The following is a 23,168-nucleotide window of genomic DNA, read 5'->3' as shown; positions in this document are numbered from 1 at the left end:
CCCACGCTCGATGGACAAGAACAAGATCATCGAAGCCGCCGCCAAGCTCGTCGCGAAGGGTGCCTACGACAAGGCCATCAAGGAGTATCAGAAGGTCCTGGATGTAGACCCCAAGGACGGCCGCGTCCTCCAGAAGATGGGGGAGTTGTTCCAGAAGAAGAACGACAACGTCCAGGCGGCCCATTACTTCACGAAGGTGGCCGAGGGTTACTCGACCGACGGCTTCTTCCTCAAGGCCGTCGCGCTCTACAAGCAGGTTCTCAAGCTCAACCCCAACCTGCTGGACGTCAACCTCAAGCTGGCGGAGCTTCATCAGCAACTCGGACTGATGTCCGAGGCCATGGCGTATTTCCAGATCGTCGCCAACCACTACGACAAGTCGGGCGACGTCAAGAACTCGCTGGATACGCTCAAGAAGATGGTGGATCTCGACCCCGAGAACGTGGCGTCGAAGATCAAGCTCGCCGAGCTGTACGCGCGCGAGAACATGACGCGCGAGGCCGCCCAGGAGTTCAAGAAGGCCGCCGAGTACCTCAAGCGCAACAACCGGATGGATGACTGGTTCCGGGTGGCCGAGCGTCTGGCCACGCTGGATCCGGACAACGTCGCGCTGGCCAAGGATCTGGCCCAGCAGTACCTGACGCGCTCGGATTGGAAGCGCGCGCTCGCCAGGCTCCAGGTGTGCTTCAAGGCGGACGGGCGGGATGTCGAGACGCTCGGCATGCTGGCCCAGGCCTTCCAGGGGCTCGGCCAGACCGCCAAGACCATCTCCGTCTACAAGGAACTGGCCAAGGTCTACGAGGAGCGCGACCGGCACCAGGACGCCAACGACATCTGGAACCGCATCGCGGAGCTGGATCCCTCGGATGCGGACCTGCTGGCCCATCAGTCCGCGGGGCCCCAGACGAGCGCGCCCGCCGCTCCGGCGCCCGCTCCGGCCGCGGCGCCTCCCTCCCGGCCCTCCATGTCGATGGCCGCCGTGGCGGCCGCTCCCGCGGCGCCTCCCGCTCCGGCCTCGCCTCCCTCGGGGATGGGCGGGCCTCCGTCGGGTGCCTTCGCGGCCGCGGTGGCCGCCGCGCCTCCCGCTCCGACGGGCAAGGAGCAGTTCTCCAAGCTGCTCACGGAGACCGAGGTCTACGTCAAGTACGGCCTGCACGACAAAGCGCTGGATCACCTGCGGAAGATCTTCGCGGTGGACCCGGAGAACCTCGACGCGCACGAGAAGGCGTACCACATCTACGTCGCCTCCGGGAATCTGGCCCAGGCCGGTGAGCAGCTGCTGAACGTGCTGCGTCTGTGCACCCGCCGCGCCGAGGTGCAGCGCGCCCAGCCGTACCTGGCCACCATCCTCCAGCAGAACCCCGGCCACCCCGAGGTGCCCGCGTTCCTGTCCGTGCTGCAGTCGGACGAGGCCATGCCCGCCACGGGCTCCAACGTGGAGTCGGTGGCCGAGGACGCGATCCTCGTGGACTCCAACGACGACGAGATCGTCGTGGCCGACGCGCCCGAGGACGCCCTCGCCCAGCCCCTGGGGGATGAGCTGGCGCTCGTGTCCGCGAGCGACGATCACGACGATGACGCGCAGATCGTCTCGGGTGAGTTCAGCCTCCCTCCGGACGACTCCGAGGACAGCGTGGTGCTCGAGGACGAGCCCGGCGCGGTCATCGCCGGAGACGAGCCCCTGTTCGGCGACGGAGACGAGCCCGAGGAGGCGACGACCGTCTTCATGCCGATGGACGCGGAGGACGAGCCACTGGTGGCGGACACCGGTGTCGCGTTGTCGCTCGGCGAGGACGAGCCGTCCCCCACGCAGGTCGGGGCGGTGAGCTACGAGTCGGACGAGTCTCCCTTCGCCGCCCCCGAGGATATGTCCTCTCCGGGGCCCGAGTACGCGCTCGAGCTGGATTCGGAGCCCGAGCCCACCTCGGTCGGCGGTGGCGCGCTCGTCGGCGAGGAGTTGCCCGGAGACGAGCCGGCGCTCGATGCCTACGCGTTCGACGACTCCGCCGCCGCGCTGGAACCCGAGCCGTTTCCAGAGCCGGAACCGGAGCCCGAGCCGGAGCCCGCCCCCGTGGTGGTGGCCAAGGCGCCGCCTCCCGCCGCCGTGCCCGCCGCGAAGGCGCAGCCGCCCGCGCCCAAGCCCCAGCCTCAGCTCGTCGCCGCGAAGCCCGAGGAGCCGGAGGAAGAACCCGGTGGCGAGGAGTGCGACGAGGCGAGCTTCTTCATCGACCAGGGCATCTACGACGAGGCGCGGGAGATCCTCGAGACGGTGATGATCGCCTTCCCGGGTCATGCCCGCGCGGGCGAGCTGATGGCCAGGCTCGAGGCGCTCGAGTCGGGTGAAGCGCCGGCGGCCGAGGAGCCCGAGGCTCCCGAGGCCGTGGCGGTGCCCGCCGTGCCCGCCCTGGGCGAGTCTCCGGCGGAGCGCGACGCGTTCGACCTGGCGGCGGAACTCGCGGGAGAGTTCGGGGACCTGAGCGGCGCGGAACCCGCCGCCGCGGCCGTGGAGGAGGACTTCCAGTACTCGGTGGAGGAGGTGTTCGCCGAGTTCAAGAAGGGCCTCGCCAAGGTGGTCAAGCCCGAGGACGTGGACACGCACTACGATCTGGGCATCGCCTACCGGGAGATGGGCCTCATCGACGACGCGCTCCAGGAGTTCGCCGTGGCGCGCGAGGGCTGTCTGGGCAAGAAGCGCGAGCTCGACTGCCTCACGATGACCGGCATGCTCCAGTTCCAGAAGGGCGATGCCCGCGCGGCCGTGGGGACCTTCAAGCTGGCGCTCGCCTCCGAGCATGCCACCGGCGAGGTGCCCAAGGCCCTCGGCTTCGAGCTGGCCATGGCCTACGAGGCCGTGGGCGATTCCGGCAGGGCGCTCTACCACTACCAACGGGTCGTCGCGCTCGATCCGAAGTTCCGGGACGTCCAGGGCCACGTGGATCGGCTGTCCGCCATCACGTCTCCCGAGCCGGACCCGTTGCCCACCGCCGGCAAGCCCCCAGGCGGCAATCGGGGAGGAGGCAGTGGCGGTCCTGCCCCGTCAGGTGCACGTCCCGTGGCGGCGACCCCCGCCGCGGCCGCCAAGCCGCGCAAGGTCGGCTACGTCTAGCGCAGTCAGAGGTTCGCCGAGCCCATGACCACCTACCTCGACTACTTCGAACTCTCCCAGGAGCCCTTCTCCAACGCTCCCGTGAGCCGCTTCTATTACAACTCGGCCCAGCACTCCCAGGCGCTGACCCGGCTCATGCATGCCGTGAGCTACATGAAGGGCCTGTCCATCCTGGTGGGGGACATTGGCGCGGGCAAGACGACGCTGGCGCGCCGCATGCTCGATTCGCTTCCCGAGTCCGAGTACGAGGCCGCGCTGCTCGTCATCATCCACTCGGGCATCACCGCCAACTGGCTCCTGCGCCGCATCGCCCTGCAGCTGGGGGTGGAGAATCCCGCCCAGGAGAAGCTGGCCCTCCTGTCCCAGCTCTACCAGCGGCTCTTGCAGATCTACGAGTCCGGCAAGAAGGCCGTCGTCCTCATCGACGAGGCCCAGATGCTCGAGACGCGCGAGCTGATGGAGGAGTTCCGGGGGTTGCTCAACCTGGAAGTGCCCGAGCGCAAGCTCATCTCCTTCGTGTTCTTCGGCCTGCCGGACATCGAGAAGAACCTCAAGTTGGATCCACCGCTCGCCCAGCGCGTGGCGCTTCGCTACAAGCTCGAGCCCTTCACCGCCGAGTCCACCGAGGCCTACATCAAGCACCGTCTGCGGCTGGCCGGCTCCTCGCGCATGCCCTTCACCGCCGAGGCCCTGCTGGCCGTCCACCAGCGCTCGGGGGGCACTCCGCGCGTCATCAACAGCATCTGCGACAACGCCCTCTTCGAGGGATTCCTCGCCCGCGAGCAGACCCTCGGCGACAAGCTCATCCAGCGCATCGCGGACAACCTGGGATTGCAGGGGTCCTCCGCGCCGGGTACCCCCAGCCACGCACCCCAGGCCACGAGCAGCCGAGCAAGCGGCGGCGCCGGCAAGGTGGATCTCGCGGAGATCGACCGCTACCTCGAGGGACTGGGTAAGCTGTAACGGTTTTGGTCCCAAGGAACAGGCAGCAGAGCGCGCGCCGCGTGCCGCCGTGGCTCGTCGTCCTCATGCTCGTGCTGGGGGCGGTGCTGCTGCTGCGCACGCGCACGGCCTGGGATGCGCTGTGCTCCCAGGCGCGGCGCCACCTGCCCGCCCTGCTGGGACTGGACGTGGGGATCGGGCAGTGCGAGGTGGATCCGCTGGGCCAGCGGCTCGTGCTGCGCGAGGTGACCCTCTCCGAGAAGGGCCGGGACACGCCGTTGCTCGCGACGGAGCTGGCCGAGGTGCAGCTCGGACTGCCCAATCCCTTCTCCGGCCAGTTCGCCATCGATCTGGTGCGCATCCAGCGGCCCCGGCTCGAGCTGGACCTGTCCCGTCCTCGGCCGCCGCGGGGTGAGCCCTCGGGGACGTGCCCGCTCGAGTCCCTGCGGCGGTTGCGCCTGGGCCGACTGTCCATCACCGGCGCGGAGGTGCGGCTGCTGCTGCCCGAGGGCCGGCAGGTGGAAGTGTCCGAGCTGGACGTGAACCTGCGCGAGCGCTGGGGCGAAGAGGAGTTCGAGGTGGAGGGGCGGCGGGGCCTGGTGCGGCTGGGGCCTGGAGGGCGGGAACTCGCCCTGGGGCGGCTGGCGCTCTCGGGCGGCCTGGACGTGGACGAGGCGCTGCTGGAGGTGGACCGGGCGGAGGCGTCGCTCGACGACGTGACGGTGAACATCTCTGGTCGCGTGGAGCAGCTCTGCGAGCCGGTGCTCGCGCTCGACGCGCAGGTGTTCCTGCCGCTGCGCACGCTGCACCGGGTGGGTGTGCTGCCCGCTCCCGCGCAGGGCCATCTCTGGACGCGGCTGACGCTCAATGGCCGCCCGGCCGCGCCCACGGTGTCCGCGGAGCTGTCGGGCAGTGGGCTCGTCTACGGGCAGTTCACCCCGGGCGCTCTCTCCGCGCGGCTCGTGTACAGCGGCGAGCAGGTGACGGTGGAGCAATTGCGCGTGCCCATCGGCTCGGGTGACGTGCGCGTCACGGGCTCCGTCGCGCTGCGCCCGGGCCTGCCCGTGTCCATGAACCTGGAGACGCGCGATGCGTCGTTCGGCCGCATCCTGGAGAAGAGCGGGCTGACGGGCTCGTGGGTGGATTTCTCCGCCACGACCAAGGCGCATCTGTCCGGCACGTTGCTGCCCCGGCCCAACCTGTCGGGCGACCTGGACTTCCACCATGGCCGCTTCACCCTGGCCTCTCGCGCCTTCGATGCACCGGTGGACAAGGGCACCACCTTCCTCACCTACGAGCGCGGCCACGTGCGCTCGCGGCTGTCCCTGTTGTCCGATCGGGTCCTCTTCTCCGACGTGCGGATCGACTCGGGCCGCTCGCGCATCGACGGGGATGTGACGCTCTTCTACGACGGGCAGAAGGGGCTGATCGTGAACGCGAAGGGGGAGGTGGACCTCTCGGACTTCGGCCATATCGCCGGGCTCGCGTGGTCCGGCCGGGGCGCGGTGAGCACCACCGTGGAGGGGCCCTATTCGAAGGTCCGCATTGGCGCGGAGCTGTCCCTGCGCGACTTCGAGTTCTGGAACTTCGACCTGGGCGTGGTGCAGGGGAAGGTGACGTATCACGGCAATGTCATGGGCCTGCCCATGTTCTCGGGCCAGAAGGGGCGCACCCAATACTTTGGCAACGCGGCGCTCACCTTCGGCCGTTCGCTGCACCTGCGCACCGAGGTGGAGGTCGCGCGCGGCCGCATCGAGGACATCATCGACGTCATCGCCCCCCTGCACCCCAATGTCTCCCTCATGCAGGGGCCGCTCGTGGGCGAGGCCTCGGGCCGCGTGGAGATCGACAGCCCCCTGGATCAGTTCGAGGGTCTGGTGGCCCTCGACTTCAAGGACACCACCTACTACGGGCGGCGCATGGGCAATGGTTCGACGCGGCTGCGTTTCGACCGGAGCGGCGCCATGGTGCTCGAACGCACGACGCTCGAGGGGCCCCTGGGTCTCACCTGGGTGGAGGGCTCCTTTGGCCTCTCCGGTCCGGACCAGGGCGTGCTGGACTACCGCTTCGGCGGGGAGAACCTGTCCCTGGTGGAGTTCGTGGGGCCGGAGACGGCCCGGCGCCTGGGCGTGGAGGGCTCGCTGGCCCTGGAGGGCAAGGTGTCGGGCACCACGGAGCTTCCGGTGACGACGGCGCGGGTGTGGGGTCCCCGGGTGACCTTCGCCGATCGCAACCTGGGCAACATGGGACTCGAGGCGCGCCTGGAAGGACTCCAGTTGCAGGTGGCCGGCCGTCCCTCGCGAGACACGAGCGGCATCCTGTCCATGCGCCTCAAGGAGCCCTATCCCTTCGAGGCCATGGTGACGGTGGAGCTGCCGGAAATCCGTCCGCTCCTGCCCACGAACGCCTTTACCCAGGGCGTGTCGGGTTCGGTCAAGGCGGTGGTGGAAGCCAGCGGCGCCCTGCTCGACACCCAGGCCCTGCGGATGAAGACCCGCGTGGAGCGGCTCGCCCTGTCACGGGGAGAGTTGTCCGGTGAGAACGACGGGCCCATCCTTCTCGAATACGTGAATGGGCGGCTGGACGTGCGCTCCTTCACGCTCAAGGGACCGGACGCGGAGCTGTCCGCGGAGGGGTCGGCCGGGACCGACCAGATGAAGTTCTTCCTGCGCGGCGCCATGGACCTGCGGCTGCTCGAGTCCTTCTCCCCCATGCTCGTGCGGACCGGTGGACGCGTGGAGCTCAATGCCGTGGCCAGCGGCAAGCCCTCCAGTCCCTCGCTGGCCGGTGCGGCGCTCATCTCCGACATGAAGTTGTCCCTGAGGGATCAGCCGGTGTCGGTGCGCGCGATGGACGGCCGGGTGGAATTCACCGAGCACCTTCTCCTCCTCGACTCGCTCAACGGCGTGCTCAACGAGGGCGGGATGCGGGCCTCGGGGAACGTGAAGCTGCGCGACTTCCAGCCCTCGGAGCTGGCGCTCGATGTCTACCTCACCGACGTGGCCACGCGTTTCCACGAGGATCTGCCCTTCAACACCACCGGCCAGCTGACGGTGTCCGGTACGCCGGAGGCGCTGCGGTTGGGCGGCGTGCTGGACATCCGCAACCTGCGCTACCGCCGGGGCCTCGAACTGGAGGACATCCTCAAGCGCTTGTCCCGGCGCATCGTGCTGCCTTCGCCCACCGCGGAGCGGCCTCGCGAATACCTGACGCTGGATGTCGGGCTGAACCTGAGCGATGTGCGCGTGGACAACAACCTGGCCCGGACCCGGTTGCTCGGTTCGTTGCGGCTCACGGGCACCAACGTGCGTCAGGGCGTGCTCGGCACCGTGGAGACCGACGCGAACAGTCAGTTCTTCTTCCGCAACAACCAGTTCACCATCAGCCGGGGTCAGGTCGAGTTCCAGGATCGCTACAGCATCGATCCGGTGTTCGACATGCGCGCCCAGGCCCAGGTGCGTGAATACCAGGTGAAGCTCCACGCCTATGGCCGTCCGGCCTCGCCCCAGGTCGTGTTCTCCACGGAGCCGGCCTTGCCCGAGAGTGAAGTCGTGTCGCTCCTCACCCTGGGAGTGATGAGCACGGACCGCGATACGGTCGCCTCCGCGGGCGCGGGCCTGGCCGCCGAGGCCTTCTTCAACATGTCCGGACTGGACCGGCAGGTGAAGCGCTTCCTGCCCAACAACCCGTTCCTCAAGGACATGTCCCTGCAGATCTCCACCACCTACAACGATGCCACCCAGCAGGTGGAGCCCACGGCCCGGTTGGAGTCGAAGTTCCTCACCGAGCAGCTCAAGATCGGTCTGAGCCAGCCCGTCAGCGGACGGGGTACCCGCGCACGGGCCGAGTACCGCTTCGATGACCGCCTCTCCGCGCAGCTCCAGTGGGACAACGAGCACCCCGAGGCCGCGCTGGGCGCCCTGGGCAACCTCGGACTCGAGCTCAAGCTGGGTTGGGAGTCCGAGTAGCGCGGGTTGGTGTCGAAGTTCCCCGTGGGTCGGCCTAGGATTGCACGACGTCCTTGGTCCCACCCATTCCCCCACAACGCCCCTGGTGGCCCGCCGCGTCTTGGATTCGAGCCCTTCTGGGGCCCGGCATCCGGGCCACGCTCGTGTGCGCTCTCGTCCTGCTGCCCGCGCTCGCGGTGGCGCAGGCCGTGGCCCCCACGGTGGTCGCGGTGGAGCTGCACCTGCCCGGAAACGTGGACGCGAAGGGCCTGGCGGAACTGGTGGCGGTGCGCAAGGGGCAGCCCCTGTCGGCGCGCGCCGTCCGCCGCTCGGTGGAGCGGTTGTGGGCGAGCGAGCGCTTCTCCGACATCGTGGTGCGCTCGGTGGACGCGCCCGAGGGCGTGCTCGTGGTGTTCGACCTCACGCCCATCCAACCCGTGCTGCGCGTCGAGGTGGAGGGCAACGTCGTCCTCTCGGATGAAGCGCTGCTGGAAGTGCTCAAGAAGCACGGCCTCTTCGTGGGTCAGCGGCTCGACGAGGACGCGCTGCGAGAGGCCATGACGGGCCTGTCCCGTGCCTACGGGCGGCAGGGCTACAACGAGGCACGCATCCAGCTCACGCGGGAGCCGGAACCCGCTGGCGTGGCGCTCGTCTTCACCGTCTTCGAGGGACGGCCCACCCAGGTGGCGGCCGTCTCGGTGACGGGCGCTCCGGGCCTCGCCCTCCCCGAATTGCTCGACACGTTGGGTCTGCGCGTGGGCGGGGTGCTGGACCGGGGCGGACTGGACTCGGGTCTGGAGCGATTGCGGACCCTCCTGCGCCAGCGTGGCTACTGGCGTGCGAGCGTGGGTCAGCCCGTGCTCGAGGAGGAGGGTGGGGCGGCGACGGTGGTGGTGCCCGTGTCCGCCGGGCCTCGCTTCCTCGTCCACTTCCATGGCAACCACCACTTCCCGGACTCGCTGCTGTCCCGGATGCTCGTCCATGACCGCGAGGAGCCATTGGATGACGCGGCGGTGGCCCGGCTGGCGCGGCAACTGGAGTCCTTCTACCGCTACCGGGGCTTTCACGGCGTGCACGTGGAGTCGCGCGAGGTGGTGCGTCCCGATGGCGAGGCGACGGTGCTCGCCTTCGACATCGAGGAAGGGCCGCTGCTCCGCATGCTCCGGGTGAACTTCCGGGGCAACACGGTCCTCTCCCAGGAGGCGTTGCGCGAGCTGCTCACCGAGCGCGTGCGGCTCAACACTCCCCAGCCCGTCACGCCGACGCGTTTGAGCGCGGTGGCGGAGATGGGTCCGGCGGGCTCGCGGGTGGGTCCACCCGAGTGGCTTCACGAGCCGGCCATGGTCTTCGTCGAGGAGGCCTACCGGGAGGCCGCGGAGACGATGACGGAGGCCTACCGGGAGCGGGGCTACCTGGAGGCCGAGGTGCGCTTCGTCCGGGCTCGGCTGGAACTGGCGCGTGGGACGGCGGAAGCCTGGTTCGACGTGCGCGAGGGCACCCAGTTGCTCGTGGCCGAGGTGCTGCTGGAAGGCGGCCCTCCGGGTTTCGAGGGGCGGCGCTTCGTGCGGGTGCGCTCCGGGGACGCCTTGAATCCGGACACGGTGGAGGTCGCCCGGCGCACGCTCGTGACGGAGCTGGGCCATGTCGGCTACCTCTTCGCCCGGGTGGAGGCGGAGCCCCGCCGGGTGGAGCAAGGCGTGGAACTCCTCTTCCGGATGGAACCCGGGCCCCAGGTGAAGGTGGGACGTCTGCTCGTGCGCGGGGCGGTGCGCACCAACGAGGACGTCGTGCGCGCCACGGTACGGCTCCGGGAAGACGAGGTGTTGTCTCCGGAGAAGCTCTTCGACAGTCAGCGCCGGCTCGTGTTGCTCAACATCTTCCGGCAGGTGACGGTGCGGCTGGACAAGCCGGACGTGCCGGAGGAGAGCAAGGACGTGGTGGTGGAAGTGCGCGAGCGCCCCCGGTGGGAGGGCGAGGTCGCGGGGGGCTACTTCCTGTCGGAAGGTCCCCGGGCGGTGCTGGACATGGCCCGGACGAACGTGGACGGACGCGGACTCAACCTGTCGGGCCGCTTGAAGTTGAACTACCTGGGACTGAGCACCCAGGGGTTGCAGGCGGCGAGCGCTATCCGCGTGACGTGCGAGACGCTGCCAGACGAGTGTCCTCAGTTGGGGCCCTACGACTGGTTGAGCGCCTTCGGTGGACGCGCCGTGCTGTCGGCGGCGCAGCCCCGGCTCTATGGCCTGCTGCCCCTGGAAGTGGGCGCGCGGTTGGATCTCATCGCCGAGCGCGTGCAGCGGCCGTCCTATCTCTCCTCGCGAGTCGCCGCGGTGACGGGCCTGGACTGGTCGGCGACGCGCTGGTTGAACTTCACGTTGCAGTACGAAATCGAGGGCAACCTGTTGCAGTCCGGCAACCGCCCACCCGCCACGTTGGATCGGGCGGACCAGGAGCGGCTGCGCTTCCCGTATGGCTTCTTCATCCTTCACTCGCTGCGCTCGTCGGCGGCGATCGACCTGCGCGACAACCCGGCCAATCCCCACAAGGGCCTGCTGGTGTCCACCAGCGCCGAGTGGACGCGGGATCTGCGCTCCTACGAGACCACGGTCGGAGGCGAGCCGCTGGTGGCCTTGCCCATCGACGGCGTGAAGCTCTCGGGCAATGTGAGCGTGTACGCGCCCTTGTCCTCGCGGGCGGTGCTGGCGCTATCCCTCCGGGCGGGCACCATCGTGCCGCTCGTGAAGGACGCGCGCGTCATCGGCTCCAAGCGCTTCTTCCTCGGGGGCTCCAGCAGCCTGCGGGGCTTCCGCGAGGACGGCATCCTCGGGGAGGACAGGCGCACGGAGCTGCGCAAGCAGGTAGGCTACTGCCAGTCGCTCGTTCATCCCGCCGGGTGCAGCGCCGAGCAGTTGACCATCCTGGGCGGACAGCCCCCCATCAGCGAGGGCGGCGAGCTGTTCACCCTGGCCAAGACGGAGCTGCGCATCCCCGTGCAGCCCTCGTTCGATGTGGGCCTCTTCCTGGAAGCGGGCAACCTGTGGCTGGACCGGACCCGGTACGAGGCCCTGGCGCTGCGCTACTCGGTGGGGATGGGCTTCCGCTACATCACGCCCGTGGGCCCGCTCGCCTTCGACGTGGGCATCAATCTGGACCCGGACGAGACCCTCAACGAGTCCGTGGGGCAAATCCACTTCAGCATCGGCGCCTTCTAGCCCCCCGGTACCAGGGGGGGGGGCGCGCTCCCGGGAGTCGCCCGGTGTACACTGCGCGCCGTGTTCTACAGCTTCGTACGGACGGTGGTGGCGCTGTTGCTGCGGCTCTTCTACCGGGTGAAGGTTCATGCGCCCCAGGCCGAGCCCGAGGGGCCGGTCATCTTCGTGGGCAACCACCCCAATGGGCTCATCGATCCCGCGCTCGTCTTCATTCTCACGCGCCGGCACGTGACCTTCCTGGCCAAGGAGCCGCTCTTCCGGATTCCCGTCATCGGTTGGCTGCTCAAGGGCCTGGGCGCGCTGCCGGTGTACCGCAAGCAGGATGACCCCTCGCAGATGGGCCGCAACGAGGGGACGCTGGAAGCGGCGAGGGGCGCGCTCGTCGCGGGCCGGGCCATCACCTTGTTCCCCGAGGGCAAGAGCCATTCGGAGCCCGCGCTCGCGGAGCTGAAGACGGGGGCGGCGCGCATCGCGCTCGGGGCGGCGCGGCAGGGCGCTCCGGTGCGCATCGTGCCGGTGGGTCTCACGTACGCGGACAAGCACCTGTTCCGCAGCGAAGTGCTCATCGAGGTGGGGACCCCCATCGAGGTGCGCGACTTCCTGCCCGCGGATGACGCCAGCGAGCCCGCCTCGGTGCGCGCGCTCACCGAGCGCATCGCCGGAGCGCTGCGCTCGGTGACCCTCAACCTGGAGCAATGGGAGGATCTGCCGCTGCTCCAGCTGGCCGAGCGGCTGTATGCCCTGCGGCAGAAGCAGGCGGTGGATCCCGAGCGGCTGCGCTACTGGGCCCGGGGACTGCACCTCTTCCGCTCCGAGCAACCCGAGCGCTTCGCCCGGGTGCGCGTCGAGTTCATGTCCTTCTATTGGCGGCTCGCGCTGGTGCGGGCGGACCCCACGGACCTGTCCCTGGAATACCGCCCCGTGCCCGTGGCTCGCTTCGTGGTGAAGAACCTGTTGCTGCTCGCCTTCGGCCTGCCCCTCTATGCGTTGGGGCTCGTCCTGTTCTACGTGCCCTACCTCCTGCCGCGCTGGGCGAGCCGCAAGGCCGAGCTGGACATCCAGGCGACGGTGAAGTTCCTCACCGCGTGGGGGGTGTCCTGGGCGTGGTGGGGACTGCTCACGCTGGGCGCCTGGCTGTGGGGAGGCGCCGCAGTGGGATTGCCCGTGCTGGTGGGCGTGCCCCTGCTCGCGCTGCTCACGCTCTATCTGTCGGAGCGCTGGGCGGTCGTGTGGCACGACGTGGCCGTGTTCTTCACCCTGGGCAGCCGGGCGAAGCTCAAGGAACGGCTCGTGGCCGAGGGCACTGCCCTGGCGGAGGCGGTGGAGGGCCTGGCGGGCGAGTACCGGCCCCGGCTGGACGCATCCCCGACGCCTTCCAACCTGCTCGCGGGTCATTAGAGACGGCCCATGCTTTCCGGCGAACAACCCTGGCCTGATTCCCTCCAGGCGCTCTACGACCAGGTGGCGGGTGCCACGTCCGAGGCGGTGCTGGCCTCGCGTCCTCAATGGGCCGAACAGCTCACCGAGTGGCTGCGGCGAGCCAGCCTGGATGAGCGCGAGCGGGCGCGCACGGCCACCTGGGCCCGGCTGGACACGGGCACTCGCTCGCCCGGGGAATTGCTGTTCCTGATGGCCCACTGCGGCGAGCTGCTGTGGCCCTATTCGGAAGCGCCGAGGGAGTTGTTGCAGCGGCTCATCTCCCGGCGGGCGCAGCTCGTCCAGGCCTGGCGGGAGGAGGGGCGGGGCGAGGAGATCGAATCGCTCGCCCGCCAGGTGGAGGCCGAGCTGTCCAAGGTGCTCTCGCGCTACCTCAAGCGCCACCCGGACGAGCTGCGGCGACTGGTGAGCGGTGTGCGCTGCACGTTCGATGGCCGGGTGCTGCGCTTCAACGACAGCGTGGAGGTGGACCTGAAGGTCTTCCTCGGTCCGGACAAGCGGCTCATCGGGCGGTTGGATCAACTCCGGGAGTTGCTGCCGCACCTGCGCGAGGGCCGCGACAAGCTGGTGACGTTCATCCGCGAGCGGGCCACGCGCATCCCCTGGGCCGAGTGCCGCGACATCCTGGAGGAGAAGCTGTTCCAGTTGGTGGCCTCCGCCGAGGGGCTGGGCGAGCTGCGGGGCTTCCTCGGCTGCTACGCCCATGGCAAGCGCGAGGCGCGGTGGTGCTCGCGGGCGAGCCTGCTGCTCGCCCGGAACCTGGAGGAGGGAGGCGCGTTGTCGGTCATCCAGAACCTCAGTGAGTTGCTGGCGCATTTCGAGGCTCCGGTGGAAGGCCTGCGAGGTGCCCTGCACGCGCTGGTGGCCAGCCTCCATGAGGGCAAGGGGGAGTACGAGCGGCAGCGCCGGGTGACGGACACGTGTTGGGAGCACCTGGTGCCCAAGGCCGAGCCGGGTCTGGCGTTGGTGCTGCTCTGGGTGGAGGAACACCTCTTCCGCGTGGCGCTGCGCCAGGGCGTGGCGGATGCCTTCGAGCGCCGCAACCGGGCGCGTGAGCGCGTGCGCGGCCTTTCCGTGGCGGATGCACTGGGCTGGCTCGCCGAGGAGTGCGCGGAGCTGTGGCCACGGATGGAGTCGGAGCGGCGGCCCGGCGCGGACGAGCTCTCGGCGTGGCGGCGGGAGGTCACCCGCCGCTGCGCGAAGAAGCCGCCCCTGCGCAAGGCGGCCATGGAGTTCTTCCTCTGGTGCGCGCCCGACGCGGCCGCCTCCGAGGCCGAGTTGGTGACGCTGTCGCTGGTGAAGACGTCCACGGACCGGCGGCTGTTGCGCAAGCTGGGCGAGCACCCCTCCACCCGTGTGCGCTTCCGCGTGCGCGCCATCAACGCATGGCTCGCGGCGGGGCCGGAGTCCTCCTCCGAGCCGGAGACTCCCGCGACGCTGACGGGAGCCCTGCGCCACCTGCGCTCCGCGGGTGCCCTGTCGCTCGGGGGCGGCCGCACGTGGTTGAGGGATCGGGATCTGGAGGAACTCCTCCTGGGCGCCTTTGGCCGCGTGGAGCGGGACTTCTCCGTGCGCTACCCGGAGCGCTTCCGCGAGGACGAGTCCGTGCTGGTGACGCGGCTCCTGGAGGAGCTGAAGCACGAGTTCGACAGCATCCGCTCGGACCTGAACATCCTGCTGTCCCAAGGCCAGCCGGTGCCGCTCGACCTGGAGCTCCGCTTCCGCCGCCGTCTGGTGCCAGAAGGGCAGGCCCCGTCCGAGGAGAGCCCGAGACCGGCGGGAGTGGAGCTGGCCTTCGTGCTGACGGTGGACGTGGACGGCTTTCTCTCCACGAAGCGCGCGGCGCTGGTGCGGGCGCGCAAGCTGGAGCCGCGGGGCGAGGGGCAGTGGGCGCCCCAGCTCCGGCTCGGGCGGGAGCAGGTGGATGGGTTGTTGGGCCGCAGCGAGTCGTCCTTCTGCCTGTTCCTGGTGCCCCCCGCGCTGCGCGCCGAATGCTGGATGGTGCCCGCGCGGCTCGTGCGGGGGTTGATGGATGCCCAGGAATCCCTCTCGGCGGTGTCCCGGGAGGGGGTGCAGCGAGTGGGGCGCTCCCTGGCGCAGTGGATGACCTACGAGCTGCTGGGGTTGTGGACGGGAGACGACCGGCCCGGTGTGTTGGAGTGGGCCGAGGACGGCACCGCGAGCGGTCCGGACTTCCTCGTGGAGATCTCCGTGCGCAAGAACGCACGCTGACGCGTGTCACCCCGGGGCCATTGTCTCCGCGCCTCGGGCGGGCCTTATGATCGGAGGGCCATGGACCTCGGCCACTACCTGCAGCGCATGGGCTATCGCGGGCCCCTCCAGCCCACGCTGGAGGCCCTGCGGGAGCTGCACCTCCAGCACCTCCAGGCCGTTCCCTTCGAGAACCTGGATGTCCACGGCCATCGCTCCCTCGTCCTCGACGAGGCGGCGCTCTTCGACAAGGTGGTTCGCGGCAACCGGGGCGGCTGCTGCCACGAACTCAATGGGCTGTTCGCCGCCTTGCTGCGCACCCTGGGCTTCCAGGTCTCCTACCTGTCCGCGCGGGTCTCCACGGATGGCGCCTGGCCCACCACGCCCGAGTTCGAGCACCTCGTCCTGGAAGTCACCCTGGAGGATCGCTGGCTCGTGGATGTGGGCTTCGGGGACTGCTTCGACGAGCCCCTTCCCCTCGTTCCAGGACGCTGGCCCTCGGCGGGGCGGGTGTTCCGTCTGGAGCCTCGCGAGGCGGAGTGGATGCTCGCGCGGGAAGAGCCGGACGGGGATGCCCGGCTCCTCTATGTGTTCTCGCGCGTGCCCCGGCGCCTGGAGGACTTCGCGGAGCGCTTCCAGCACCACCAGTCCTCGCCCGACTCGCTGCTGGGTGGAGAGGTGCTGTGCACGCGCAAGACGCCCCGGGGGCGGGTGACCCTGCGGGGGGATCGGCTCATCCTCACCGAGAGAGAGCACCGGGTGGAGCGGGTGCTCGGCCCCTCGGAGGAGCGCGATCAGCTCCTGCTGTCTCACTTCGGTATTCCGCTCGGCTCCGCGTTGACGCCTCGTCGTTGACGGCCGCTACGCCTCGAACACGCCGTCCCACAGGGCCCGCCGGGCGCTCAGCGCGGACAGCGCCGCCGCTTCCGCTTCACTCCACTTGCGCGAGTCCTCGCCGCACAGCCGGCTCAGCAGCGACGCGGCGTTCGCGCCATGCTCGCCACCGTCCAACAGGATGTGGCGCTCCAGGTAGAGGCGGAGGGACGCGCAGGGCTCGCCCAGGGGCTCCACGGCCTGGAGCATGTGCTCGAAGACCGAGGGCAGCAGTTGTTCGCGGCCGAGCAGGAAGGCGGCGGCCACTTCATGGGTGCTCGCCTGGGTCAGCGCGAGGGTGTGCCGCACGAAGGCCCGGGCGGCGTGGGGCGCATGCTCCAGCGCGGTGTCGAGCGGGGCTCCCGAACGCAGCGACTCCAGCATCCGGAGCACCGGCGTGGTGTCGGCTCCGGTCTCGCGCATGGCCTCCAGGTACAGGTCGAAGTGGCTGCGGTACTCGCCCGGGCGCACCTCGTCCGTCTCCTCGCCCAGGACGATTTCGTTGATCCACCGCGCGCAGATGATGTCCGGGGGCGGCATCCAGGGCACCTCCACGCAGGTGAGCCGGCGCTGGAGCGTCTTGAGCAGGCTCATGAAGTCCCACACGGCGAACACGTGCGCGCGCATGAAGGCGCGCAGTGCCGGGAGCTTGGAGAGCCGGGTGTAGATGGCGTGTTCGACGAGTGACTGGCGAAGGCTGGAGGTGGAGTCCAACAGCCTGTCCAGGGGCGGAGTGGGTGGTCGTGCGGCGGGAATCATGATTCCGGAGGGTATGCCGCTGCGCGCACGGGACGTCCACCCGGCTCCCGTGCGAGGCCGCCCGGGGAGCGCTCACGCGAGCTCAGCTCCGCGCGCGCTCGTACTGCTTCGGCCATTGCGCCTGGACGTGCAGCTCCTTCGCGGCGTGGAGGGGCCAGTACGGGTCGCGAAGCAGCTCACGCGCCAGCAGGACGATGTCCGCCTGTCCGGTTCGGAGGATGCTCTCGGCCTGGAAGGCGGACTGGATGAAGCCCACGGCCCCGGTGGCGACGCCCGCCTGCTCGCGCACGCGCGCGGACAGCGGGACTTGATAGCCCGGACCGGCGGGGATCTTCACGCCCGGGACGATGGCGCCCGAGGAGCAATCGATGAGGTCGGCGCCATCCTCCTTGAGCAGCCGGGAGAGCGCCACCGAGTCCTCCAGCGTCCAACCACCGTCGACCCAGTCCGTGGCGGACAGGCGCACGAAGAGGGGCAGGTCCGCGGGCCAGCGCTGGCGCACCGTGCGCGTCACCTCGCGGATGAGCCGCACGCGGTTCTCGAAGGAGCCGCCGTATTGATCCGTGCGCTGGTTGGACAGGGGCGAGAGGAACTCGTGCAGGAGGTAGCCGTGGGCACCGTGGATCTCCACCACGCGGAAGCCCGCCGCCTTCGCCCGGTCCGTGGCCTCGGCGAAGGCGCGGATGACGCGTTGGATGCCCGCCTCATCGAGCGCCGTGGGGACGGTGGACTGGTCGTCGAAGGGCAGCGCGCTGGGGGCCACGGGCGTCCAGCCGCCGGCGGTGGGGGCAACGGTGGTGTCTCCCTCCCACGGGGGCGACTTGGAGGCCTTGCGTCCCGCGTGCGCGAGCTGGATGCCCGCCACCGAGCCGTGCTCGTGGATGAACTTCACGATACGCGCGAGCGGCGCCACGTGCTCGTCCTTGTAGATGCCGAGGTCCTGCGGCGAGATGCGGCCTTCCGCCTCGACCCCGCTGGCCTCGAAGATGACGAGCCCCGCGCCCCCCACGGCCCGGGAGCCCAGGTGGACGAAGTGCCAGTCATTCGCGAAGCCGTCCTCGCTCGAGTACTGGCACATGGGCGAGACGGCGATGCGGTTCGGCAGGGTGACCCCGCGCAACTGTAGCGGGGTGAAGAGCAGGCTGCTCACTGTGGCTCCCGGGAGAGAATGAACCGGGAACATCCCGGTTCAGGCGTTCACGTTCCGGAACGCCTTGCCCGCCATCAATAACGCGAGTCCTCCCAGAAGCACGGGAAGAGCGTTCAATTCGATGGCGAAGCCCAGGCTGCGCATGTCCGCCACCTTACCGATGGCGGTGGGCGAGAGGGCGTCGCCCAGCATGTGGATGAAGAGGACGTTGAGCCCCATGGCGAAGGCGCGGAAGGCCGGGGGCACGGCGTTGACGATGGCCGCGTTGATGGGTCCGCTGTTGAGGAAGATGAGGAACTGGGCCAGGAAGATGACGGTGAACATGGGCGCGAGCGCGTTCATTTGCACCGACAGGAACATGAGTGGCGCGGCGAGCAGCAGGCCCACGCCCGACATGCGCAGGCCTCCTCCGGGCGTGCGCCGGTCCATCTTGTCGCCGAGCCAGCCGCCCATCATCGTGCCGGACAGGCCCGCGACCGCGGTGACCGCGCCGGAGAGGAATCCCGCCCGGTCCGCTGTCAGTCCACGCTCGTTGACGAGGAAGGAGGGCAGCCAGAAGGCCAGTCCGCCAATGGCGAACGTCATCAGCGTGTAGCCGCCCGTGGTCCACCAGAAGGCGTCGTTGCGCGCCAGGCCCTTGAGGCCCACGAGGAAGGGCAGCTTCTTCTGGGCCTCGGGACCGTCCATGGCGCCGCGCTCGGGCTCGTGCATGAAGAAGGCCATGGCGCCCAGGATGAGGCCCGGCACGCCGCCCGCGAAGAAGGCCACGTGCCACGAGTAGGCCTCGCTCAACCACCCGCCGAGCCCATAGCCCGCGGCCGCTCCCACGGGGATGGCGATGTAGAAGAACGACAGCACGCGCGTGCGCTGCTCGCGCGGGTAGAGGTCGGAGATGATGGAGGGGGCCACCGCGCCGTAGCCCGCCTCGCCGATGCCCACGCACGCGCGGGCCACCATGAGCGCGAAGAAGCTGGTCGCGAGCCCCGAGGCGCCCGTCGCCAGGCTCCAGAGCAGCACGCCCGCGGCCACCAGGTAGCGGCGCGGCACGCGGTCGCCGAGGAAGCCGCTGATGGGCGAGGCCAGCATGAACACCACCATGAAGAAGCTGCCGAGCAGCCCCGCCTGGGTGTTGTCGAGCTGGAAGTCCCGCTGGATGTAGGGCAGGGCGACCGTGACGATGTACCGGTCGAGGTAGTTGACCAGGTTGATGAGGGAGAGGATGAGCAGCGCGTAGGTGCTGGTGGCGGCGGCGGAGGGGGAATTCTCGGCCACGGCGAGGGGGCGGCTCATGTGCGGGGGACTCCGAAGCGATGCGAGAGCAGGCCCCAACGCACGCCCCGGTCACTCACGAGGCAGCGCTCGAGTCCGAGCGCCCGCAGGGATTCCAGCAGGATGAAGGCCCCGGCGGGGATGACGTCCGCGCGCTTGGGTTGCAGGCCGGGCAGTTTCTGGCGCACGGCGAGGGTCCGCTGGCTCAGCGAGTCCGTCAGGGCCTCCAGCTCCGCGCGCGTGAGCACACCGCCGTGGACTCGCTCGGCGTCGTACGGGTCGATGGCGTGCTGCAGGGTGTAGAGCGTCGTCACCGTGCCGGCGATGCCCACCAACCGGGCCCCCGGAGGGCAGGGGGGGAGCGCGGAGAAGGTCTCTCGCAGGTGGGCCTCCAGGCGTGCCCGCTCCTCGGCGGAGGGGGGATCCGCGCGGATGAAGCGCTCGGTCATGCGCACCGCGCCCACGTCGAAGCTGTGCCGGAAGAGGACCTTGCCCGCGGTGTCCCCGTAGATGAACTCGGTGGAGCCTCCGCCGATGTCCACCACCACCAGGGGGCCGCCCGCGTCGCGGCCGAAGTCCGCGTAGGCCGAGCCGAAGGACAACTGGGCTTCCAGTTCCCCGGCGATGATCTCCACGGTGACGCCAGCGCGGGCCTGGGCGGCGGCGAGGAACTCGGCGCCATTCTGGGCGTCGCGCGCGGCGCTGGTGGCGGACACGGCGATGTCCTCCGCGCCGAGCTGCCTCGCCTCGCTGGCGAAGTCACTGAGCACCTGGAGCGTGGCTTCCATGCCCTCGGGCGACAGGCGGCGGCTCTGATCCACGCCTCGGCCCAGGCGGGTGATTTCCGCGCGCTCCAGGACGGCCTGGAAACGTCCGTCGGGCTGGCGGTCGGCGACGAGCAGGAGGACCGAGTTGGTCCCCACGTCGATGGTGGCGTATCGGGGCATTCAGCGCAGCTTACTCAGCGCAGCAGCGCCACCAAAGCTTCCGCGAGCCGTTGGTACTCGGCGTGTGAGTTATAGAGCTGGGCGGAGATCCGGACATGGCGCTGGGGGGCGCGCGGCCAGGGGGTGATCTGCACCTCGATGCGATGCTCGTCGAAGAGCCGCTCCTGGAGGGGATCCAGCCCGAGCGCCGAGGGCTCCTCGGGAAAGCCATTGGGGAGGGCGACGGTGGCCATGGAGCCGACCATGTCCTCGGGGCAGCGGGGGGCGCCGCCGAGCTTCTGGTGCAACAGGCTCCTCGCCGCGAGGGCCTGGGCGCGGTTGCGCGCCATCACCTCGGTCCAGCCTCCGGGAATCAGGCGGTCCACGGTCTCGAGGGCGGTGGGGATGCACAGCGCGGGGGTGGGATCGTTCGTCCCCATCCAGTCGAAGTCCAGGCGGAAGCGGGAGCGGTCCTCGCGCCGGGAGTTGTACCCGTGGCTGATGACGAGGGGGCGGATGCCGGGCTGGAGGTCGCGGCGCACATAGAGGAAGGCGGCGCCCTTGGGGCTGCACATCCATTTGTGGCAGTTGCCGGTGTAGTACGCGGCGCCGAGCTCGCGCAGGGACACGGGCACCTGGCCGGGGCCGTGGGCTCCATCCACGAGGGTTTCCACGCCCCGGGTCTTCAATGCGCGCACGAGCGAGGCCACGGGCAGCACGAGGCCCGTCTGACTGGTGACGTGGTCGACGAGCAGCAGCCGGGTGCGCTCGGTGACGTGGGACAGCACCGCGTCCACCACCGCCTGGGACGAGGGCAGGGGCCAGGGCAGCCGGGCCACCACCACCGTCACGCCCCATTCCTGGGCCACGAAGTCGAGCGCGTTGCGCGAGGCGTTGTACTCATGGTCCGTGGTGAGCAGCTCGTCACCGGGCGCGAAGCGCAACGAGCGCAGCACGGTGTTGACGCCCGTGGTGGCGTTGGGGAGGAAGGCCAGGTCGTCGGGGTTCGCGTCGAGGAAGTTCCCGAGGGATTCCCGGGCCGCGTCGGCCAACGCTGGCAGTTCCCGGTGGAGGAAGCGCACGGGGTTGGCCTCCATGCGCGCGCGCAGCCGGGACTGCTCCTCCAGCACGCGGGTGGGGCAGGCGCCGAAGGAGCCGTGATTGAGGAAGGTCACGTCGGGGTCGAGCGACCAATGGGCACGCAGGGGGGAGCTGTCCATGGTACCCGGAGTGTAGCCCGTCCCCCCGGAGGCTCCCAGGGAGAAGCGAGGGCTCAGCGGCCCCAGTCGGGCGTGGTGATCTCGGCCTTGTCCTTGGGCGAGGGCAGGGGCATCTGGTTGTTGCCCTCCGCCGTCATGACGAAGAGCTGCGAGGCTCCCGCGCGCTTGGAGGTGAAGATCAGCAGGCGCCCGTTGGGTGAGAAGCTCGGCTCCTCGTTGTCGCCCTGGTCCTGGGTGAGGCGGGAGATCTTCCCGCTGTCCACCTGGACGGTGAAGAGATCGAAGGCGTTGCGCTCGTCGCGCGCGGTGAAGGCGATGAGGTCTCCCCGAGGCGACCAGCTCGGCGTCTGGTTGTAGTTGCCCTGGAAGGTGAGCCGCCGGACGCCCGAGCCGTCCGCGGCCATGACGTACACCTGGGGCGAGCCGCCCCGGTTGGACACGAAGGCGATGCGCTTGCCATCCGGCGACCAGGCGGGACTGGTGTTGATGCCGAAGCGGGTGTCGGTGAGTTGCCTGGCGCCGCCGCCTTCCGTGTTCGCCACCCAGATTTGAGCGCTCTCGCCATCGGCCAGGGCGTACGCGACGCGCTTGCCATCCGGCGAGAAGGCGATGCCGGTGGCCATCTGTCCCTCGTTCGTCTTGAGCCGCGTCAGCCCCGCGCCCTTCTGCACGTACAGGTCGGGCTTGCCCTCCTGGTAGGAGGTGTAGCCCACCACGCCGTCCGGCCCGAGCGCGGGCAGCACGTTGATGCCGCCGCTGGTCATCTGCCGGGCGTTGCGGCCGTCCCAGTCCGCCACCCACACGTCCTTGTTCTTGCCCGACTTGCGCACGTAGGTGATGGAGGACAGGAAGGGGCTCGGCTCGCGGGTGTAGTAGCGGTAGATGGCGTCGGCCACCTTGTGCGCGAGCAGCGAGGGCTGCGTGGCGGGAGCGCTCTGGGCCGTCTTGAATTCCTCGCGGCCGTTGCCCACGTTGAACACGCGCGCCTCGGCCTTGAGCTCGCTTCCGTCCCGCGCGAGCGAGTACTTCACCAGGGACTCGGCGCCCACGTCCGCCCAGCGCGAGAAGTTGATGCTGCCCGCCGTCATGCCTTCCTTGGCGTCGGCGAGGAAGCTCGCGCGGTCGAGCACCTGGAAGAGCCCGGAGGCGCGCAGGTCGAAGAGCAGCGCGTCATCCACGGGCTGGGTGGTCGCCTTGGACTCCGTGCCCTGCACGAGCGGGGTGGAGAGCGCCAGGGGCAGGGGCCGGAAGTTGGCGCCGGAGATCTGGATGACGGGGGCCTGGGCGAGCGCGGCGAGCGGCGACACCAGCAGGCACAGGAGGAGGGCTTTCGCGTTCACGGACTGAACTCCAGGACGATGCCGCTCTTTTGCAGCGTGTCCCTCAAGTGAGTGGGGGGAGGCGAGAAGGGGGAGGCCTTGGTCACCGCGGAGAGCACGGCGGAGTCGAAGAGGGTGTTGCCGCTGGCCTTGGCCAGGCGTGCCTCGATGACCTCGCCGGTGCGGCTCAGGCGCATGGCCACCTGGGCCTTGAGGTACAGGCGCTCGGACTCGGGAATGGTGTCCGCGACGTTGTAGTGGCGGCGCACCTGGGAGGACAGCAGGCCGAAATAGCGCTCCCCCTCGGCCTTGGCGGCGTCCCCGTTGGGGTCTCCGTCCTCGGCGCCCTCGGGGTCTTCCTCCTGCTTCGAGGACTTGGCGAACTTGTCGAAGGCGCCGAAGAGCCGATCCCTCCGGTTCTCTCCCTTGGTCTCTCCGGGAGAGGACGTGGGCTTGGGGGCGGGCTCCGGCTTCACGCCGGGCACGGGCACGGCCACCTTGGGGGGCTCGGGCGGGGGCGGCGTGGGCGAGGGCGGTGCCTCCACCTTCTTGGGCGGCGGCGGGGGCGGCTGCTCCTTGCGGGGCAGCAGCTTCTCGTCGCGGGGCTTGCCCTGGCGCACCAGCGTGGCGCGGATGGGCGTGGGCTCCACCCGGATGGGCGGAGCCTGGAAGAAGGTGTTGTAGAGCACCACGCACAGAAGGACCCCGGCGTGCCCCACCACGGAGAAGGTCAGGAAGCGGCCCACGGGCGAGCGCCGGGGCACCAGCAGGCTCTGATTGACGGCGGGGTGCATGGG

Annotated in this window: 14 protein-coding genes; 7 read left to right on the top strand and 7 right to left on the bottom strand. The window is 69.8% G+C overall.

Features of this window, described 5'->3' with window-relative positions; all coding sequences use genetic code 11:
• Window positions 1–10 precede the first annotated feature (10 nt).
• From MEBOL_RS07145 to MEBOL_RS07115, 7 genes are all read left to right on the top strand, one after another.
• Window positions 11–3,106 (top strand): tetratricopeptide repeat protein, encoded by a 3,096-nt coding sequence (locus MEBOL_RS07145; RefSeq protein ID WP_095976706.1) that lies wholly within the window; start codon window positions 11–13, stop codon window positions 3,104–3,106.
• A gap of 24 nt (window positions 3,107–3,130) precedes the next feature.
• Window positions 3,131–4,069 carry an ExeA family protein gene (locus MEBOL_RS07140; protein WP_095976705.1) on the top strand — a complete coding sequence of 313 codons (939 nt, stop codon included), beginning with the start codon at window positions 3,131–3,133 and terminating at the stop codon, window positions 4,067–4,069.
• Between the two features lie 41 nt (window positions 4,070–4,110).
• Complete coding sequence (locus tag MEBOL_RS07135; RefSeq protein ID WP_342747745.1) at window positions 4,111–8,016, top strand: translocation/assembly module TamB domain-containing protein; 3,906 nt, start codon at window positions 4,111–4,113, stop codon at window positions 8,014–8,016.
• A gap of 143 nt (window positions 8,017–8,159) precedes the next feature.
• Complete coding sequence (locus MEBOL_RS07130; RefSeq protein WP_245919523.1) at window positions 8,160–11,207, top strand: POTRA domain-containing protein; 3,048 nt, start codon at window positions 8,160–8,162, stop codon at window positions 11,205–11,207.
• 60 nt (window positions 11,208–11,267) lie between these two features.
• A complete protein-coding gene (locus MEBOL_RS07125; RefSeq protein ID WP_095976704.1) occupies window positions 11,268–12,605 on the top strand; it encodes a lysophospholipid acyltransferase family protein in 1,338 nt (445 codons plus the stop codon).
• 9 nt (window positions 12,606–12,614) lie between these two features.
• The gene (locus MEBOL_RS07120) at window positions 12,615–14,876 is read left to right on the top strand and encodes a hypothetical protein (protein WP_095976703.1); all 2,262 of its coding nucleotides are present in this window, start codon (window positions 12,615–12,617) and stop codon (window positions 14,874–14,876) included.
• Window positions 14,877–14,936: 60 nt separating this feature from the next.
• On the top strand, window positions 14,937–15,710 hold the full coding sequence (locus MEBOL_RS07115) for an arylamine N-acetyltransferase family protein (RefSeq protein WP_095976702.1): 774 nt from the start codon (window positions 14,937–14,939) through the stop codon (window positions 15,708–15,710).
• Window positions 15,711–15,716: 6 nt separating this feature from the next.
• On the opposite strand, the gene MEBOL_RS07110 is transcribed toward MEBOL_RS07115, so the two are convergent.
• From MEBOL_RS07110 to MEBOL_RS07080, 7 genes are all read right to left on the bottom strand, one after another.
• Window positions 15,717–16,487 carry a DUF3050 domain-containing protein gene (locus MEBOL_RS07110; protein ID WP_095976701.1) on the bottom strand — a complete coding sequence of 257 codons (771 nt, stop codon included), beginning with the start codon at window positions 16,485–16,487 and terminating at the stop codon, window positions 15,717–15,719.
• A gap of 82 nt (window positions 16,488–16,569) precedes the next feature.
• Window positions 16,570–17,637, bottom strand: coding sequence for an NADH:flavin oxidoreductase/NADH oxidase (locus MEBOL_RS07105; protein ID WP_245919522.1), 1,068 nt, complete (start codon window positions 17,635–17,637; stop codon window positions 16,570–16,572).
• Window positions 17,638–17,676: 39 nt separating this feature from the next.
• Window positions 17,677–18,927: a spinster family MFS transporter gene (locus MEBOL_RS07100; protein ID WP_095976699.1), complete on the bottom strand. Its 1,251-nt coding sequence runs from the start codon at window positions 18,925–18,927 to the stop codon at window positions 17,677–17,679.
• A complete protein-coding gene (locus MEBOL_RS07095; protein ID WP_095976698.1) occupies window positions 18,924–19,853 on the bottom strand; it encodes a Ppx/GppA phosphatase family protein in 930 nt (309 codons plus the stop codon). The genes MEBOL_RS07100 and MEBOL_RS07095 overlap by 4 nt, the downstream gene beginning before the upstream one ends.
• A 14-nt stretch (window positions 19,854–19,867) precedes the next feature.
• The gene (locus MEBOL_RS07090) at window positions 19,868–21,052 is read right to left on the bottom strand and encodes an aminotransferase class V-fold PLP-dependent enzyme (RefSeq protein WP_095976697.1); all 1,185 of its coding nucleotides are present in this window, start codon (window positions 21,050–21,052) and stop codon (window positions 19,868–19,870) included.
• 53 nt (window positions 21,053–21,105) lie between these two features.
• A complete protein-coding gene (locus MEBOL_RS07085) occupies window positions 21,106–22,392 on the bottom strand; it encodes a DPP IV N-terminal domain-containing protein (protein ID WP_095976696.1) in 1,287 nt (428 codons plus the stop codon).
• Window positions 22,389–23,165 carry an energy transducer TonB gene (locus tag MEBOL_RS07080; RefSeq protein ID WP_095976695.1) on the bottom strand — a complete coding sequence of 259 codons (777 nt, stop codon included), beginning with the start codon at window positions 23,163–23,165 and terminating at the stop codon, window positions 22,389–22,391. The genes MEBOL_RS07085 and MEBOL_RS07080 overlap by 4 nt, the downstream gene beginning before the upstream one ends.
• Window positions 23,166–23,168: the final 3 nt, after the last annotated feature.

It is taken from the genome of Melittangium boletus DSM 14713, assembly GCF_002305855.1.
GTDB lineage: Bacteria > Myxococcota > Myxococcia > Myxococcales > Myxococcaceae > Cystobacter > Cystobacter boletus.
This window is presented reverse-complemented; position numbering and strand designations above follow the sequence as displayed.

Excerpts from the sequence above, each read along its gene's own strand:
- MEBOL_RS07145 (WP_095976706.1), top strand. The coding sequence starts at position 11 with ATGGACAAGAACAAGATCATCGAAGCCGCCGCCAAGCTCGTCGCGAAG.
- MEBOL_RS07140 (WP_095976705.1), top strand. The coding sequence starts at position 3,131 with ATGACCACCTACCTCGACTACTTCGAACTCTCCCAGGAGCCCTTCTCC.
- MEBOL_RS07120 (WP_095976703.1), top strand. The coding sequence starts at position 12,615 with ATGCTTTCCGGCGAACAACCCTGGCCTGATTCCCTCCAGGCGCTCTAC.
- MEBOL_RS07115 (WP_095976702.1), top strand. The coding sequence starts at position 14,937 with ATGGACCTCGGCCACTACCTGCAGCGCATGGGCTATCGCGGGCCCCTC.
- MEBOL_RS07110 (WP_095976701.1), bottom strand. The coding sequence starts at position 16,487 with ATGATTCCCGCCGCACGACCACCCACTCCGCCCCTGGACAGGCTGTTG.
- MEBOL_RS07100 (WP_095976699.1), bottom strand. The coding sequence starts at position 18,927 with ATGAGCCGCCCCCTCGCCGTGGCCGAGAATTCCCCCTCCGCCGCCGCC.
- MEBOL_RS07095 (WP_095976698.1), bottom strand. The coding sequence starts at position 19,853 with ATGCCCCGATACGCCACCATCGACGTGGGGACCAACTCGGTCCTCCTG.
- MEBOL_RS07090 (WP_095976697.1), bottom strand. The coding sequence starts at position 21,052 with ATGGACAGCTCCCCCCTGCGTGCCCATTGGTCGCTCGACCCCGACGTG.
- MEBOL_RS07080 (WP_095976695.1), bottom strand. The coding sequence starts at position 23,165 with ATGCACCCCGCCGTCAATCAGAGCCTGCTGGTGCCCCGGCGCTCGCCC.